16 protein-coding genes and 1 pseudogene are annotated in these 15945 nt (G+C 68.7%); 7 read left to right on the plus strand and 10 right to left on the minus strand.

The features are described from left to right. Positions 1-412 precede the first annotated feature (412 nt). Entirely contained in the window at positions 413-1678 is a 1266-nt protein-coding gene (locus tag ACYJSS_RS22465; protein WP_236205395.1) for an OprD family porin, read from the minus strand. A 215-nt stretch (positions 1679-1893) separates the two neighbouring features. Between ACYJSS_RS22465 and ACYJSS_RS22470 the strand changes: the two genes are divergently transcribed. Then, positions 1894-3228 carry a CSLREA domain-containing protein gene (locus tag ACYJSS_RS22470; RefSeq protein WP_236205394.1) on the plus strand — a complete coding sequence of 445 codons (1335 nt, stop codon included), beginning with the start codon at positions 1894-1896 and terminating at the stop codon, positions 3226-3228. On the opposite strand, the gene ACYJSS_RS22475 is transcribed toward ACYJSS_RS22470, so the two are convergent. Then, positions 3207-3698: an Lrp/AsnC family transcriptional regulator gene (locus tag ACYJSS_RS22475; protein ID WP_111264026.1), complete on the minus strand. Its 492-nt coding sequence runs from the start codon at positions 3696-3698 to the stop codon at positions 3207-3209. The two genes, ACYJSS_RS22470 and ACYJSS_RS22475, sit on opposite strands and share 22 nt — an antisense overlap. Before the next feature lie 139 nt (positions 3699-3837). Between ACYJSS_RS22475 and ACYJSS_RS22480 the strand changes: the two are divergent. Continuing rightward, positions 3838-5088 (plus strand): annotated as a pseudogene (locus ACYJSS_RS22480) (allantoate amidohydrolase); the annotation flags it as partial. A gap of 30 nt (positions 5089-5118) precedes the next feature. After that, positions 5119-6378, plus strand: coding sequence for a diaminopropionate ammonia-lyase (locus ACYJSS_RS22485; RefSeq protein ID WP_373875119.1), 1260 nt, complete (start codon positions 5119-5121; stop codon positions 6376-6378). 47 nt (positions 6379-6425) lie between these two features. On the opposite strand, the gene ACYJSS_RS22490 is transcribed toward ACYJSS_RS22485, so the two are convergent. From ACYJSS_RS22490 to ACYJSS_RS22500, 3 genes are read right to left on the minus strand one after another with little or no spacing between them, the layout of a single operon-like run. Beyond that, a complete protein-coding gene (locus ACYJSS_RS22490) occupies positions 6426-6698 on the minus strand; it encodes a Rho-binding antiterminator (protein WP_111264025.1) in 273 nt (90 codons plus the stop codon). Continuing rightward, a complete protein-coding gene (locus ACYJSS_RS22495) occupies positions 6695-6961 on the minus strand; it encodes a DUF2024 family protein (RefSeq protein WP_043245903.1) in 267 nt (88 codons plus the stop codon). The genes ACYJSS_RS22490 and ACYJSS_RS22495 overlap by 4 nt, the downstream gene beginning before the upstream one ends. A gap of 55 nt (positions 6962-7016) precedes the next feature. Beyond that, positions 7017-7247 (minus strand): glutaredoxin family protein, encoded by a 231-nt coding sequence (locus ACYJSS_RS22500; RefSeq protein ID WP_111264024.1) that lies wholly within the window; start codon positions 7245-7247, stop codon positions 7017-7019. A gap of 123 nt (positions 7248-7370) precedes the next feature. Here ACYJSS_RS22500 and ACYJSS_RS22505 point away from each other — a divergent pair, with 123 nt between their 5' ends. Both ACYJSS_RS22505 and ACYJSS_RS22510 read left to right on the plus strand, forming a co-directional pair. Next, positions 7371-7919, plus strand: coding sequence for a MarR family winged helix-turn-helix transcriptional regulator (locus ACYJSS_RS22505; protein WP_236205393.1), 549 nt, complete (start codon positions 7371-7373; stop codon positions 7917-7919). 214 nt (positions 7920-8133) lie between these two features. Beyond that, entirely contained in the window at positions 8134-9483 is a 1350-nt protein-coding gene (locus ACYJSS_RS22510; RefSeq protein WP_111264022.1) for a CSLREA domain-containing protein, read from the plus strand. 205 nt (positions 9484-9688) lie between these two features. Here the strand turns inward: ACYJSS_RS22510 and ACYJSS_RS22515 are convergent, their stop codons facing one another. The 5 genes from ACYJSS_RS22515 to ACYJSS_RS22535 form a co-directional block, all read right to left on the minus strand. Beyond that, positions 9689-10534, minus strand: coding sequence for an aminoglycoside phosphotransferase family protein (locus tag ACYJSS_RS22515; RefSeq protein ID WP_236205392.1), 846 nt, complete (start codon positions 10532-10534; stop codon positions 9689-9691). A 21-nt stretch (positions 10535-10555) separates the two neighbouring features. Next, positions 10556-10894: an FKBP-type peptidyl-prolyl cis-trans isomerase gene (locus ACYJSS_RS22520; protein ID WP_111264020.1), complete on the minus strand. Its 339-nt coding sequence runs from the start codon at positions 10892-10894 to the stop codon at positions 10556-10558. Between the two features lie 124 nt (positions 10895-11018). Next, positions 11019-12146, minus strand: a complete 1128-nt coding sequence (locus ACYJSS_RS22525; protein WP_111264019.1) for a PilT/PilU family type 4a pilus ATPase — start codon at positions 12144-12146, stop codon at positions 11019-11021. Between the two features lie 128 nt (positions 12147-12274). Then, positions 12275-13021, minus strand: a complete 747-nt coding sequence (locus ACYJSS_RS22530) for an SDR family NAD(P)-dependent oxidoreductase (protein ID WP_236205391.1) — start codon at positions 13019-13021, stop codon at positions 12275-12277. 219 nt (positions 13022-13240) lie between these two features. Next, a complete protein-coding gene (locus tag ACYJSS_RS22535) occupies positions 13241-13522 on the minus strand; it encodes a peptidylprolyl isomerase (protein WP_111264017.1) in 282 nt (93 codons plus the stop codon). 1164 nt (positions 13523-14686) lie between these two features. On the opposite strand from ACYJSS_RS22535, the gene ACYJSS_RS22540 reads away from it, so the two are divergent. Together ACYJSS_RS22540 and ACYJSS_RS22545 are read left to right on the plus strand one after the other, a co-directional pair. Next, positions 14687-15136 carry a BRO-N domain-containing protein gene (locus ACYJSS_RS22540; protein ID WP_236205390.1) on the plus strand — a complete coding sequence of 150 codons (450 nt, stop codon included), beginning with the start codon at positions 14687-14689 and terminating at the stop codon, positions 15134-15136. Between the two features lie 215 nt (positions 15137-15351). After that, complete coding sequence (locus ACYJSS_RS22545) at positions 15352-15939, plus strand: eCIS core domain-containing protein (RefSeq protein ID WP_236205389.1); 588 nt, start codon at positions 15352-15354, stop codon at positions 15937-15939. Positions 15940-15945: the final 6 nt, after the last annotated feature.

Below are 15945 nucleotides of genomic sequence, written 5' to 3' on the forward strand. Positions count from 1 at the left end.
TCGGTACGACTTCATCCAGGGCGGCCGGGCCGCCGGGCGCGCATGGTGCCCATCTTTGGCTGATGGCGCCAGGCCATTAGTCGGTTGCGGCATCGATCGGCCGCTTTTTTTGTGCGCCGGTCGAGGTTGAAGCGGGGAGCCGCAAGCCCTGCTGCGCCGATCTCTGCGCCTTTGTGGGAGCGGATTCATCCGCGATGTTTTCAAGGACGCGTGCATCGGGTGGGCGTAGGGTGATGCGTAGGGTGGGCTTCAGCCCACCGCTTCTCGGAGCGTCAGTCCATTGCCGAGCAACCCCCCTGCACCCATGCCGGGTTGCACCCGACCTGCGAAAGCTGCCCGTCTCCACTTTCCAGCCCCCACAAAAAAGCCCCGGCGCTTTCACGCCGGGGCTTTTGGGCTCGCGAGGGCTCGGTCAGAAGATATTGACCGGGTACTCGACGAATACGCGGACTTCGTTGCCGTCGTCGACGTAGCTGTTGATGTTGTTGGAGGCACGCAGCATGGAGCCGCGCAGCTTCATCTTCAGGTCCTTGGCCGGGCCTTCCTGGACCACGTACTGCACCTGGTTGAAGATCTCGCGCTCCTGGCCGCGGCCGCCCTGGCCGGCGTCGATGTTGTCGCCGCGCACGTACGCCACGCGGTAGCTGAGGCCGGGTACGCCGTATTCGGCGAAGTCCAGGCCGTAGGCGACCTGCCAGGAGTTCTCGTCCTTGCCGTTGAAGTCGGACCAGTAGGAGTTGGCCAGCCAGATGGTGGTGCCGCCGTCGCCGATGTAGTCGCCGCTCTGGTAGCCGCCGTAGAGGTAGCCGATGTCACCGCTGCTGCGCTGGTGCGCCAGGGTGAAGGAGTGCCCGCCCAGGGCGTAGGTGGCCGCCAGGCTCCAGATGCGGTTGTCGCGCGCATCGTTGGTGGCGAACTCCTTGTCCAGGCGGGTCTTGTAGCCGTTGAAGTCCAGGGTCACGGATTGGTCGTCGGCCACCGGGATGATGTAGTTCAGGTTCAGGTACTGCTTCTTCAGCACGTCCTTCACGTCGGAGGCGTAGAGCGAGGTGCTGAACTGGTCGTTGAACTTGTAGCTGCCGCCGTACACGTCGATGCGCTTCAGGCCGCCGCTGTCGCGGGCCTCGGCGCTCTTCTGGGCTTCGGCGTTGAAGCGGCCGACGTTCAGTTCCAGGCCTTCGATCTCCTTCGAGGTGATCAGGGTGCCGGTGTAGCTTTCCGGCAGCAGGCGCGAGTCGTCGTAGCTAAGGACCGGCAGGGCGGGCATCTGGTCGCCGACCTTGATCACGGTGTTGGAGATGCGGGCCTTGATGGCGGCGCCGGCGCGGGCGATGTCGTCCTGGGCGTGGCCGCTGTCACCGGGCTTGAAGAAGTCGATGCCGGCAGCGCCGACGCGGCCCTTGCCACCGTCCAGGCGCAGGGCGTACAGGCCGAAGGCGTCGACGCCGAAGCCGACGGTGCCCTGGGTGAAGCCGGAGCTGAAGTTGCCGATGAAGCCCTGGCCCCATTCCATGCGGTCGGGGTTGCCGTGCTTGTAGTCACGGTTCATGTAGGCATTGCGCAGCAGCACGTTCAGGCTGCTGTCCTCCACGAAACCCTTGGATTGCGCCTGCTCATTGGCGAAGGCGGGGGCGGAGGCAGCGATGCAGAGGGCGATCAGGCTCAGGTTCTTCTTCATTGTGGGTACTGCTCGGTTTTCGAAAGGCGGCGATTCTGAACAACTCGCCCGGGCGGTTCAAGACCGCCGATGGTCGGGGTGGCGCGCGAGCGGTGACCTGTCGTCGGCCCATCGCCCGGCGAGGGGGACAACCGGGGCGCCGCGCAGTCCATTTGGGGTCGGCCCAGGGAAGGGCGCGTTCGGCACCCGCCCAGCCACCGCAGAAGGACTCCCCCATGGCGCCCGACCGATCCACCCGCAGCGCATTTCTTTCCCTGATGCTCAGCCTCGCCTCCCCGGCGGTTTTGGCCGAGGACATCCGCGTCAGCAAGACCGGCGATAGCGACGACGGCGTGTGCAATGCCGACTGCTCGCTGCGCGAGGCCATCGCCTATGCCGCCGCGCAACCCGGCAGCCACCGCATCCGACTGGCGGAAGGGCGCTACGTCCTCGACCCCGGCGGCGCGACCCGTGCCGGTGCCGACGATGGGCTGGTGGTCAGCGGCGAGCTGGCCCTGGTGGGCGCGGGCACCGGCAAGACCCTCCTCGACGGCGGTCGCCAGGGCCGCCTGTTCAGCGTCAGCGAGGGGGCGCGCCTGCACCTTGAGCAACTGAGCCTGCGCAACGGTCGCAGCGCCACCCGTGGCGGCGCCCTGCTCAACCAGGGCGAGACCACCCTGGAGCACGTCGAGCTGCGCGACAACCAGGTCTACGCCATCGACCCCGGCCCCGACCATGGCTGGGGCGGCGCCATCGCCAACTACGGCTGGCTGGACATCCGCTCCTCGCACCTGGTCGACAACCAGGCCTTCTCCGAAACCACCGACGAAGTCCGTGGCGGCGGCCTCTACAACGCCGGCCAGCTGCGCATGCGCAACTCGACCCTGGAGCACAACAACAGCTCCAACGGCGTCGACAACGGCTTTGGCGGCGGCCTCTACAACCAGGGCCTCGCCGACATCGCCCGCAGCACCCTGGTGCGCAACAGCCAGGGTGAAGGCGGGCTCGGCGCGGCCATCCTCAACACCGGTGTGCTGCGCCTGGTCAACAGCACCCTCAGTAACAACCCGACCTACTTCGGCCGCGGCGTGCTGGTCAACGGCCGGCCCCAGGGCCAGGGCGGGGAGGGCGCCCAGGCGTTGCTGGGCAACGTCACCATCGCGGGCAACGGCAACTATGGGCTGATGAACTTCGCCGCCATGGCGGTGCGCAACAGCCTGGTGGCCGGCAACCGCCATATCAACGACGACAGCGAGGTGTTCGTGCGCAACTGCCTGAACCAGGGCCGCTCCTTCGCTGTGCGCGGCCTGATGCTGGGCCGCGATGGCCACGGCTGCAGCGCCGACCTGCCCCTGGACGACGCGCTCACCTTCACCCAGGTGCTCGAGCCGCTGAGCGCCGCGCCCGGCGCGCCGCCCCTGCACCCGCTGCGCGCGGGCAGCCCGGCCATCGACGCCGGGGTCGGCACCTGCACCGCCAGCGACCAGCGCAAGGCCCTGCGCCCGCAGGACGGCAACGGCGACGGTGTCGCCGGCTGCGACCTGGGCGCCTACGAGCGGGCCGCGCCCTGAGGCGCCTCGGCGTCGGTGGGGATCTCCAGCCCCACCTTGACGTTGCTCATGGAGACCAGCGTCTTGAAGCGCCGCACGTTGTTGCTCTCGAAGAACAGGCGACGGGTCAGCTCGGTGTACTGCTCCATGGTGCGCACCGCCAGGATCAGCACGAAGTCCCATTCGCCGGCGGTGTAGTAGCACTGCTGCACCTGGGGGCAGCGGGCGAAGCTGCGCTTCATCGCGTCGAGCAGGTCGATGCGTTCGCTCTCCACCTCCACCTGCACCACGACGGTCAGCGGGTGGTCCAGCCGCTCCGGCTGCACCAGCGCCACCTGGCCGCGCACGATGCCCTCGTCGCGGTAGCGCTTGAGCCGCCGGTTCACTGCGGCAGCGGAAAGATTCACCCGCTCGCCCAGCTCGCTTTGCGGCAGGGTCGCATCGCGCTGGATTTCCGCGAGCAGGCGGCGGTCATAGTCATCGAGGGTCATGGTTGCAGTCCCGTGGGCAGGTCGCGCGAGCAGGTGAAATGAAATTCCGCTGGAAGCCCCAATAACGCAAAAGAACGGCAGCGGGTGGGAAATAGTATTTCACCACCTCGCTTTCCCCATCCAACCCGGAGCGCCCCACATGGCCGTACACCTCGAACCCCCTCTGCCCCGCCTCGATGGCGAGCGGCTCCTGGCGCAGCTCGCCGAACTGGGGGAGGTGGGCACGGACGACAGCGGTGGGCGTACCCGCATCGCCCTCAGTGACACCGAGAAGGCCGGGCGCGACCTCCTGGTCAGCTGGATGCGCGAGCTGGAGCTGGAGGTGCGCATCGACCGCATCGGCAACATCTTCGGCACCCTGCCGGGCGGTGCGGCGGGGACGCCGGCGCTGATGCTCGGCTCGCACATCGACAGCGTCGCCAACGCCGGCGCCCTCGACGGCTGCTACGGCGTGCTCGCCGGGCTGGCGGTGGCGCGGGCCTTCCGCGAGGCGGGGATCGAGCCGCTGCGGCCGATCACCGTCGCCGCCTTCACCAACGAGGAAGGCGTGCGCTACCAGCCGGACATGCTCGGCTCCCTGGTCTACGCCGGCGGCCTGCCCGTGGAGCAGGCGCTGGATATCGTCGGCAGCGACGGCACCCGCCTGGGCGACGAGCTGCGCCGCATCGGCTACGCCGGCGACCTGGAGCCCGGGGGCATCCCCGTGCACGAGTACCTGGAGCTGCACATCGAGCAGGGCCCGGTGCTGGAGGCGGAAGGCCTGGAGATCGGCGTGGTGGAGAACCTCCAGGGCATTTCCTGGCAACAGGTCACGGTGCGCGGCCACGCCAACCACGCCGGCACCACCCCGACCCGCCTGCGCTACGACGCCGGGCTGGTGGCGGCCACCATCGTCCAGCAGCTGCGGCTGATCGCCGACGAGTCGGGCACCACGCTGGCCACCGTCGGGTGCATGCGCTTCGAGCCCAACCTGATCAACGTCATCCCGCGCCTGGCCAGCTTCAGCGTCGACCTGCGCGACCCCGACGAACAGCGCCTGCAGAGCGTGGAGCGGCGCCTGCAGGGTTACCTTGCCTCACTCGCCGAGCACCGTGGCGTGCAGATCGACAGCCAGTTCCTGGCACGCACCCGACCGGTGGTGTTCGACGGCGAGCTGGTGGAGGCGATCGAAGCCGCCGCCCGGCGTCTGGGCCTGAGCCACCGACGCATGACCTCCGGTGCCGGCCACGACGCGCAGATGATCGCGCGCATCGCCCCGGCGGCGATGATCTTCGTGCCCAGCCGGGGCGGCATCAGCCACAACCCGCGTGAGTCCACCGACGACGAACACCTGCTGGCCGGTGCGCGCCTGCTGCTGGAGCTGGTGGTGGACCGCCTCGGTGCCGCGCGCCCGGCCCAGCGTCGCCCGGCCGTTTACGAGATGCCGGCGTTGCCGGACCGGGCCGCTGCCGCGCCGCTCGAACTGCTGCTCAACCCCCGCGTGGTGCACGGTGGCTACCCCACGGAGCTGCGCGCGCTGATGAACATCGCCCAGGCCAGCCAGGACCGCGCCTGGCTGGCCGACTGGGCGGAACTGAGCCCGCGTGCGACACCGCTCTGGAGCCTGCCCGACCTGGCCGCGCGCCTGGGCATCGCGCGGCTGTGCATCAAGGACGAATCCCTGCGCTCGCCGCTGGCCAGCTTCAAGGCCCTGGGCGCCCCCATCGCCCTGGTACGCCTGATCCTGCGGCGCTTCCCCGCCCAGGGCTTCGACGCAGCCAGCCTGCTGGCCGGCGAGCAGCGCTCGCGCCTGGCCGGCTTCACCGTGGTCAGCGCCACCGACGGCAACCATGGTCGCGCCCTGGCCGCCGCCGCCCGCAGCATCGGCTGCGACTGCGTGATCGTGCTCCATGCCCATGTCAGCGAGGAGCGCGAGCGCGCCATCGCCGCCTACGGCGCACAGATACGGCGCATCGCCGGCAACTACGACGACTCGGTCGAGGAGGCCGCTTCCCTGGCACTCGCCTACGGCTGGCAGGTGGTGGCCGACACCTCCTGGGAGGGCTACGAGGAGATCCCCCGCGATGTGATGCAGGGCTACGGCATCATCGCCGAAGAGGTGATCGAGACCGCCGGCGTCGACGCCTACACCCACATCATCCTGCAGGGCGGCGTCGGCGGCCTGGCAGCGGGCATCGCCAGCTACTACTGGGAACGCTGCAGCGCCTCGCGGCCGACCCTGCTGGTGGTGGAGCCGAGCCAGGCCGACTGCCTCTACCAGAGCGCGCTGGCGGGGGCGCCGGCACGGGCCACGGGCTCGGTGGATTCGGTGATGGCCGGGCTCGCCTGCGGCGCCACCTCGCCGCTGGCCTGGCGCTTCCTGGAGGGCAGCATCGACGCCTTCCTCAAGGTCGAGGACGCCGACGCGGTGGCTGCCATGGGCGTGCTCGCCGCCGGCAGCGCCCGGGACATCCCGGTGATCGCCGGCGAATCCGGCGCTGCTGGTCTCGCCGGGCTGCTGCGCCTGCTGGCCGAACCCGAGCGCGCCGCCGAACTGGGCCTGGACGCCAATGCCCGGGTGCTGCTGATCAACACCGAAGGGGCCACCGCCCCCTCGGTCTACGAGGAACTGGTGGGCGAACCCGTCGCCTCGGTGCTGGCCCGCCAGCGCGACTGGGCGGCGGCCAACCTGGGACGCTGAGGCGGCTGTCGGGTTGCACCCGACTTACGGGTAGATGCGGCCCTGCATCAGGGAATCGAACAGGCCGCGCCCGCCAGCAACACCCGGCCGAAGCTGGCGCCGGGGTCCAGCGGGGTGATCGCCAGCAACCGGTCGAGGCGTATTTCGCGCAGGTCGTCGAAGCGCAGGAATTCCTCCTTGCTGGCAGCGGTACGGGTGGTCAGGGCGCGGGCTTCGAAGGGGTCGCCGTCGGTCGGCTCCACCCGCAGCCGGTAGCCGCGCAGGCAGGCGATCTCCAGGTAGTCGTGGAGATCGCAGTGCAGCGGTTGGTAGGCGTTCACGATGCCGCCTCGAAGCCTTGCAGCGGGATGATGAAGTAGCCGTCGCGCGCGATGGCCGCGGCCACCGGCTCCGGGGCCGACTCGCTGTGGCAGTACAGGCACTGGCTCTGGGCGATGTCGGCGTCGGCCAGGCCGAGGCTGCCCAGCCAGTCGCGGGCGAAGCGCTCGGCCCGGGGTTGCTCGGCCGAGTCGATGAGCACGTCGAAGTGCAGGTAGCGCCCGTCGCGGGTGCGCACGTGGGTGTCGAATACCTTGATCTGCATGATGGGGTCCTCGTGGGGGAGCGGGTCGCGATGGCGAACGCGACCCGCCGGCGGGTTACTTGAGATCGGCGAGGGCGGCGCCGAAGTTCAGGTGCAGCACCTGGCCGTCCACCACCAGGGCGGGAACCGATTTCACGCCGGCGCCCTCCGCCTCGGCGACGCGGGCCGGCACATCGCCGAGGTGGACGATCTCGACCTGCACCTTCGAATCGAGCAGGCCGAGGAGGGTGCGTTCGGCTTCGACGCAGACGGGGCAACCAGCGTGGTAGTAGCGAGCGTGGGTCATGGCATTTCTCCGTTATTGGTATCGATCCGATACCTTCAGCGGCGAGATTACATCCGCTGGGCTTGGGCCGATATAGTTTTTATTCGATACTATCCATCGGCAAAATCTATCGGGAGAAACGCCGTGCTCTTCGATCTGCTGGAACGCCTGTCCAGCCTGACCCGCGTCTGGTTCCGCGAGCATCCGCTGCTGGCCGAGCTGCAGCCCATCCAGTTCAGCGCCGTGCTCTACCTCGCGCGTTGCAACCGCTATTCCGACACGCCACTGGCGGTGACCGACTACCTGGGGCTGACCAAGGGCACCGTGTCGCAGTCGCTCAAGGCCCTCGAAGCCAAGGGGCTGCTGGTCAAGCGCCCCGACCAGCAGGACCGTCGCAGCGTGCACCTGGAACTCACGCCATCGGCCCGCGAGCTGCTGGGGGCGGTGCTGCCGCCGGACTTCCTCGCCGCCGCCACCGCGCGCATGGGGCCCGCCGCCGGGGAACTGGAGGCGCTGCTCGGCGACCTGCTGCGCAACGTCCAGCGCAGCGTCGACGTGCCCTCGTTCGGCTTGTGCCGCACCTGCCGTTTCCACCGCACCCAGGACGGCCTGCCCTTCTGCGGGCTGACCAAGGAGCCCCTGGCCGCCGGCGACGAGGTGCTGATCTGCCGCGAGCACCGGAATCCCGCTTAGCCGCCCACCCGACCCAATCCCCAAGGACCCGGAGCGACCGGTGGGCGAAATCCATCGGAACCAAGGCCGGAAACGCCCGGTCCATCACTAGCCGCGTGACGAGGCGTCGCGCGGCAGGAGCGGAAGCCGCGTCGTGTCCGCGCCCCAAGGAACCGACAGGGCAGGGCCGCCGTGCGTCCCGTGGACGCCCTGTCCTCGACACGCAGGACAGCTCATGCACAAGCCGCTCATCTCCCCCCTCGCCACCGCCACCCTCGTCGCCCTGGTACTGGGCAGCCAGGCCGCCCGCGCCGCCGATTTCGTCGTCAACCAGACCGAAGACAGCTACGACGGCGTCTGCGATGCCCACTGCTCGCTACGCGACGCCATCTCCGCCGCCAACGCCGCGCCGGGCCCGGACCGCATCGTGCTCCAGGCGCAGACCTATCGCCTGAGCCTGCCGGCCGGTCGCGACGAGGAGGGCGACGTCGTCGACGAAGACGACAACCTCAATGGCGACCTCGACATCCACGACGCCCTCGAAATCATCGGCCAGGGCCCGGCCGCGACCGTGATCAGCGGCACCCCGCAGGCCAATGACCGCCTGCTGGAGGTGTTCGACGGCGCCCGCGTGGTGCTCGAGCGCCTGCGCCTCACCGGTGGCCACAGCTCCACCTACGGCGGCGCCCTGGAGAACCATGGCGAGGTGGTGTTGCGCCAGGTGGAGGTGAGCCGCAACAGCTCCACCGGTGCCTTCAGCCCCGGCAATGGCGGCGGCATCGCCAACGACGGGCGCCTGGCCGTGCACCGCTCGGTCATCGCCAACAACCGCGCCGGCGCCGGCGAAGGCCACTTCGGCCTGGGCGGCGGCATCTACAACACCGGCGAGCTGCTGCTGCGCGACAGCAGCGTGCAGGGCAACTCCGCCAGCGACGACGATGATGCCGGCTACGGCGGCGGCCTCTACAACCGTGGCACGGCCGACGTGGCGCGGACCACCTTCAGCGGCAACGGGTCCAGTTTCGGCTCGGCCATCGGCAACGACGGCACGCTGACCCTCGCCAACTCGACCCTCAGCGGCAACACCCAGTACTACCGGGCCCAGGCCACCCTGAACAACGGCCAGCCGTGGATCAGCGCAAGCCCGGAGGCGCTGCTGGTCAACGTCACCATCGCCAACAACAGCGGTGGCTACGGGTTGATCAACACGGGCTCGGTGACCCTGCGCAACAGCATCATCGCCGGCAACCTCGACGAGAGCCTGGAGACGCCGATGAACTGCGACAACCAGGGCGCCCAGGCGCAATACAAGGCCATCGGCCTGCTGCTGGGCACCGGGCCCGGCAACTGCACCGGCGACCTGTACGTGGAGCAGACCGACGTCCTCACCAAGGTGCTCTACCCCCTGGCGGACAACAACGGCCTGACCCAGACCCACGCCCTGCGCCCGCGCAGCCCGGCGGTGGACGCTGGTATCGGCAGCTGCACCGCCCACGACCAGCGCGGCTCCAAGCGCCCGCGTGACGGTGATGGCGACGGCGTGGCCCGCTGCGACCTGGGTTCGTACGAGCGGCCGAAACCCTAGGTTGGCCAAGCGTGCCGGGCCCCAGCACGGGGCTCGGCCTTTCGCGAGTGAATTCGCTCCGTGTTGTGATTTAAAGCAAGCGCTCAAGCACGGCCCTTTCCGGGCACCCAAGGGGTTGCGCCACCTCCGCCGCATGGGTTTCGCTCCGCTCTACCCATCCTACGAAAAGCAGCCCGCAGGGCTGCCCATCTCCGACACAGGAACGCTACTGCGTCGCCAACGCCTCCAACGCCAACGCCCCCACCGCCAGGTCGATATCGGCGTTCGGGTCATCGTCGTCGAGGAACCAGGCAGCGGAGAGGCCGCACCAGGCCACCAGCCATTGCAGCAGGCGCTGGCGTTCCAGGCCGGATTCGCGGCAGACGATGGCCAGGCGCCGCTGGAAGCGCGCCGGGTCGGTGCCCACCGGGCGGCTGGGGTCGCAGAGGTCGGGGTTGGCGAAGATCACCGCATAGTCCAGTGCGCGGTCGCCCACCAGGCCCTTGGGGTCGATGGCCAGCCAGCCGCGCGGGCCGAAGTCGAGGAGGTTGCCGTGGTGCAGGTCGCCGTGCAGCAGCCGCTGTTCGCAAGGCGCGGCCAGCAGCTGGCGGGCCAGGGCATCGGCTTCGACGAGGAAGCCGCCGTGGCGGCGTGCGGCCGGCGCCAGGTCGGCGAACCAGGCGTGCAGGTCCTTCAGCCCTTCGGGACGGTGGCCGTCGTAGGCGTGGAGTCGGGCCAGGGCGCGGCAGAGCAGGGTGGTGGCCAGGCCGTCGTCACCGTCCTGGGCCATGGCGATCAGCGGGGCGCCGCCGTGCTCCAGCAGCAGGCCATCGCCGTCGATCTCCAGTACCTGTGCCGCCCCCGCGCCGTTCCAGGCCTGCATCACCCGGGCGCCGAGGCGTTCATCCTCGTTCTGGCTGACCTTGAGCATCGCAGCGCGACCCTCCTGGCGCACCGGCAGCAGCGCGCCGCTGGGGGTGAGCAGCGCCTCGCCGTCCGGCGTCAGCCGCCAGCGTTGCAGGTAGGGGGCGAAAAGGGCTTCGGCCTCGGCGAGGGAGGGAGCGTGGGGCATGGCGCAGTCTCGTGAGGGGGATCAGTCGTCCCGGGTCAGCACTTCCAGCAGCTCGATCTCGAACAGCAGGTTCGAGTTCGGCGGGATCCTGCCCACCTGGCGTTCGCCGTAGGCCAGGTGCGCGGGGACCTGCAGCTTGCGTTTGCCGCCCACCTGCATGCCCATCAGGCCCTGGTCCCAGCCCTTGATCACCCGGCCGGTGCCGATGACGCATTGGAAGGGCCGGCCTTTCTCGATGGAGGAGTCGAACAGGGTGCCGTCCTCCAGCCAGCCGTTGTAGTGGGTGGTGATCAGCGCGCCCTTGACCACGGCCTTGCCGTCGCCCGGGTGGATGTCCTCGATCTTCAGTTCGTCGCTCATGGCTGCTCGCTCGCCGTTGGGGGGCCGCGTTTTCGCAGGAAGCGCCGCGCTTGGCAAGGGGGGACGGCCCTTTCTCCTGGCGGCGACACCGGCCACCGCCCGGCCTCGCAGGATGGCTCGTGGCTCAATGGTCGCGCAGCACCTTGCGCTCGCTGTCCTGGGGGTCGAAGCCGCGTTCGAGCTTGATCTTCAGCGCGAGATCGGTGCGCGAGTCGGCGAACTTCAGCGCTTCGGAGAGGCTGATGCGTCCGGCTTCCACCAGCTTGAACAGGCTCTGGTCGAAGCTGCAGGAGCCGCTTTCCAGGGCGTTCTCGATCGCACTTTTCAGCTCGTGCAGCTCATCGCGCAGGATCAGGTCGCGCACATGGGGCGTGCCCAGCATCAGCTCGATCGCCGCCACGCGCTTGTGGTCGACGCCGGGCACCAGGCGCTGGCCGACCATGGCCAGGAGGTTCTGCGACAGGTCGCCGAGCACCTGGCGCCGTGCCGCGTCGGGGAAGAAGCGGGTGATGCGCTCCACCGCATGGCGGGCGCTGGTGCCGTGCAGGGTGGCCACGCACAGGTGGCCGGTCTCGGCGTAGTGCAGGGCGTGTTGCATGGTGTCGGCATCGCGTATCTCGCCGATCATGATCACGTCCGGTGCCTCGCGCAGGACGTTGCGCAGGGCGGCGGAAAAGCTGTGGGTATCCAGGCCGACCTCGCGCTGGTCGATGATCGAGCGGCGGTGGCTGTGGAGGAACTCGATGGGGTCCTCGACGCAGAGGATGTGCCCGCTGCGTTGGGCGTTGCGGTGATCGAGCATGGCCGCGAGGGTGGTGGACTTGCCGGAACCGGCGGCGCCGACCACCAGGATCAGCCCACGGTCCTGCAGGGCGAGCTTCTCCAGCAGCGGCGGCAGGCCGAGGCTTTCCAGGCTGGGAATCTCGGTGCGGATCAGGCGCACCACCATCGAGACCTCGCCGCGCTGCAGGTAGATGTTGGCGCGGAAGCGGCCGCTGCCCGGCAGGCTGACGGCGAGGTTCATCTCCAGCTCGCGCTCGAACTCCTCGCGCTGGGCGGGCGTCATCAACTGGTTGGCCAGCAGGCGCACCTCGCCCGGTTGCAGGGCGCGTTCACCCAGGGGGCGGGCATGGCCTTCGAGCTTGATGTGCGGGGGCGAGCCGACGCTGAAGAACATGTCCGAGCCGGCGTGCTGGTGCAGCAGCTCCAGGTAGGGGAAGACGCTGGGTGTCGTTTCGTTCGGGTCGCTCATCCTGCCTCCTGTCGTCGAGGGGCAAGCCTAGCAGCGGAACCGACCGCGCGAACATGGGGTGCGATTGCCGCAGGCGCCGGCCCTGCTCGCGGAGCGCCCCCGCCGGCGCGGGGCGGGGGCGGGTGGGGTCAGCGCAGGGTGTAGCCGTTGTCGACCACCAGGTCCTGGCCGTGGATGCCGCGGGCGGGGGGGGAGAGGAGGAAGAGGATGGCGTCGGCGACCGCGCCGGCGTCGAGGAAGCGTCCGTCGAGCAGGCGCTGGTTCACCGTGCCGGCGACGCTGGCGAGCTGCTGGTCATCGAGGCCGAGGGTGCCCCAGATGGGGGTTGCGGTCGGCCCGGGGGAGACCAGGTTGATGCGCACGCCATCGCCCGCCAGCTCCACTGCCAGGGTTCGCGCCTGGGCCTTGAGGGCGGACTTGCTGGCGATGTACGCCGCCAGGCCGGGAAAGGTGACGCTGGAGAGGAAGGTGCCGATGAACACCACCGAGGCCGGGCGCGACAGGTGGGGCCGCAGTGCGGCGAGGGTGTCCAGCGCACCGGCGCCATTCACCGCCCACTGGCGCTGGAAGGCGCCGGTGTCGAGGCCGTCGGCGAGCTGGGCGATGCCGGCGTTGGGCACCAGGTGATCCACCGGCCCCAGCTCCGCCGCGCGACGGGCGAGGCGCGCCAGGTCATCGGCGCGGGTTACGTCGCCGGCCAGCCAGTGCAGCCGTTGCGGGTAGCGCTCCAGCAGGTCCGGCAGGCCACCGCCCTGGCGCGAGAAGGCGAGCACGCGGGCGTTGGCGTCGAGCAGGCGTTCGCACAGGGCCAGGCCGATGCCGGAGCTGGCGCCGGTGATCACGGCGAGGCGGTCGTTGAATGGGTGTGCAGGCATGAGGCGATTCCTTATGGGTCATTGTGATGGGGCAATGACGGGTATCAGGAAACGTGCCAGGGGGAATATTCAGTAAAATCAATTGCTTGAAAGATGACGCTGTCGTTATGACCTGCCGTTGTCGGGTCGATATGACTGCGCATGTAGTCGAATTGACGCGGGGAGGGTGATGCGGGGGCTGGAGCAGGGCGCCACCTTGGGTGACGCCCTCGACCGGGATCAGTCCTGGCGGCTGGTGACTTCCACCAGGTGGTAGCCGAACTGGGTCTTCACCGGGCCTTGCACGACGTTGACCGGGGCGCTGAAGACCACGGTGTCGAACTCGCGGACCATCTGGCCCGGGCCGAAGGAACCGAGGTTGCCGCCGTCACGGCTGGACGGGCAGGTGGAGTTGTCCTTGGCGACCTGGGCGAAATCGGCGCCCCCTTCGATGGCGGCTTTCAGTTCGTTGCACTTGGCTTCACTGGAAACCAGGATGTGGCGGGCGGTTGCGCGGGGCATGGCAGGACTCCTCTTGAAGAAAGCGCAGAGCCTACCGGAATCGATTGAGCCGTCAACGGGCGGGGGCGTGGGTGGTAAGGCGCAGGGATGCAGGTTGGGTGAAGCCCGGCAGGGCGGACACCGGATGTAGCCTGGGCGTGGGAGCGGTTTCAACCGCGAAGGGTTTGGAGGCGCCATCGATCGCGAATGAACTGGCTCTGTCTGCGTTGAGTGTTGCCAGAAGGTTTCGAGCCCAGCTGATTGTCGAGCTCTGCTGGTGCTTTTGGTTTCGCCCTCCCGGGCGAGTCCCTTTTAACAATCGTCGGAATGCCGAACCACTCAAAAGGAACCAAAAGGGCTTGCCCCATCATCCGGCCCCGGCTTCGCCAGGGTTCCCTCACTCCATCGCCGTTACTCGCTACGCTCGCCCTTCGGGCCGCACTGAAGTGCGTTCGCCGCAAGCGTCGTCTGGGGGCCGGCGCGATGGGCCATCCATGGCCTGGCGCGCCTCTCGCGGCATCCATGCCGCTCGTCCCCCGGCGCAACGACTGCGTTCGGCCTCCTGGAGGGGCGTTGGCGGCTGCTCCAACTTTCTTCGTCCAGCGCATCGCCATGTGGTGCGCACGGGCTTTCGTAGGATGGGTCGGGCGGCGTTCCGCGAGCGAAGCGAAACCCATGCGGTGGCGGTGGCAGAAACCTTTGGGCGCCCGGAAAGCACCGTGCTTGAGCCCTTGCTTTAAAACCACAACAGCTAACGCCGACAGAGCCAGTGAATTCGCTCCCACAGGGGCGGCTGCAAGGTTTTCGTGAAGCTGGCCATCCGGTGGAGCGGTACGGTTCCCGGCCCAAGCACCCTGCGGAAATTTCCCAAAGCCTCCGCAGCCCCTTGTTCGCCCCCGGCCTTCTCCCTAAGTTCGCCCGGTCGCGGTCAATCCGCGGCCGGGTTTGACGACCTGAAGCTAACGGCGCGATGCCGCCTACGGGGCTTGCGGGAAACGGCGTACGTTTCCAGCGGGAACCGGCTCGCATGCAGTTTTCAGGACTGCATCATCTAATGGCGGATCGCGTGGGGAGACCACTCGTGGTCTGCCGGCTCCGTTTGCCCGGTTCGTCAACCCCACGCGATCCTCCACCCATCGAATGACGACGATGGCGGAGGCATGGAAATGCAAACGGAGAAGCACCATGCATGACTCACTCACCCCCACCTTTTTCTACCGCAATGAACGCCCCCTGCGCGGCGTGATGATCGATGACCAACCCTGGTTCTGTGCCTACGACTTCGCTCGCCTGCTGGGCCTGCACCATCCCCAGGCACTGCACCGGCGCCTGCGTCCCTATCAGGTTCGCAAGGCTCGTTTCAGCTACGCCACGGGCAGCGAGGAGGATGTCCAGCTCGTCAGCGAAGGAGGCCTCTACAAGGCCATGCTTCGTTTCGGTCACCCCGAGCTCCGTCATCTGGAGGAATGGCTTGCCCGCGATGTGATTACCACACTGCGCGACCAGTACGAACGCTGCCGCAAGCAGCCACGGCGGGTGATGCTGGACTGGAAGTCCCACCAGCTGGTGTTGCTGGATTGGCAAGGCGAGCTGTGGCTGCAGTGGGAGAAGGTGCCGCGCTACCGGGAGCTTTGAGGGACTCGCCGGAAGGGCGTGGGAGCGGTTTCAACCGCGAAGGGTTTGGAGGCGCCATCGATCGCGAATGAATTCGCTCCCACAGGGGCGGCGCTGTGCGCCGCTTCGCGACTGAAGTCGCCCCTAACAGGTCGCCCTGACGCATAACGGCTTTTGCCGTTGTCTCAATGGCGCCTTTCCACCACCATCGCCGCCTGGCCTTTCGAGAACCCTCCATGCCCCGCGCCTTGCCCGTTTCCCTGTTGCTGGCCCTGTTCGTAACCGCTGCCCCGCACCTGGCGTTCGCCTGTGCGGAGGGGGAGACCGAGGTGTGCCTCGGCGGCTGCATCTGCGTGCCCGATCCCAACGGCGTACTGGCGCCTTATCAGGAGCAGGCCGGCGCGGTGGCCGCGTCGGCGCTGGAGGGCTGGCTGCTGCGTTCGCGGGAGTCGGCGGCGCGGCAGGGCACCTTGCCGATCCCCCCCGAGATTCGCCAGCGCCTACTGGCCTGGTACCCGGCCGAGCTGCTCGATGCGGTGCGCTACAAGGTCGGCGACAACGACGAGATGAACGCCGCGCGCACCATGCTGCAGAACCCCGACATCAAGGCGGTGACCCTGGTGGACATCATCGTGTTCCGCACCCAGGACGCGGCCCTGCACGACGTGGCGCTGTGGGCCCACGAGCTGTTCCATGTCCAGCAGTACCGCGAATGGGGCAGCGACGGTTTCGCCCGGCGCTACAGCCGCGACTTCGATGCGGTGGAGTCGCCGGCCTATGCCCGCCAGCTGGAGGTGAGCCGCGCCCTGAGGCGCGGCGAGTGAGGCTGA

The sequence above is a fragment of the Pseudomonas sp. No.21 genome, assembly GCF_054558415.1.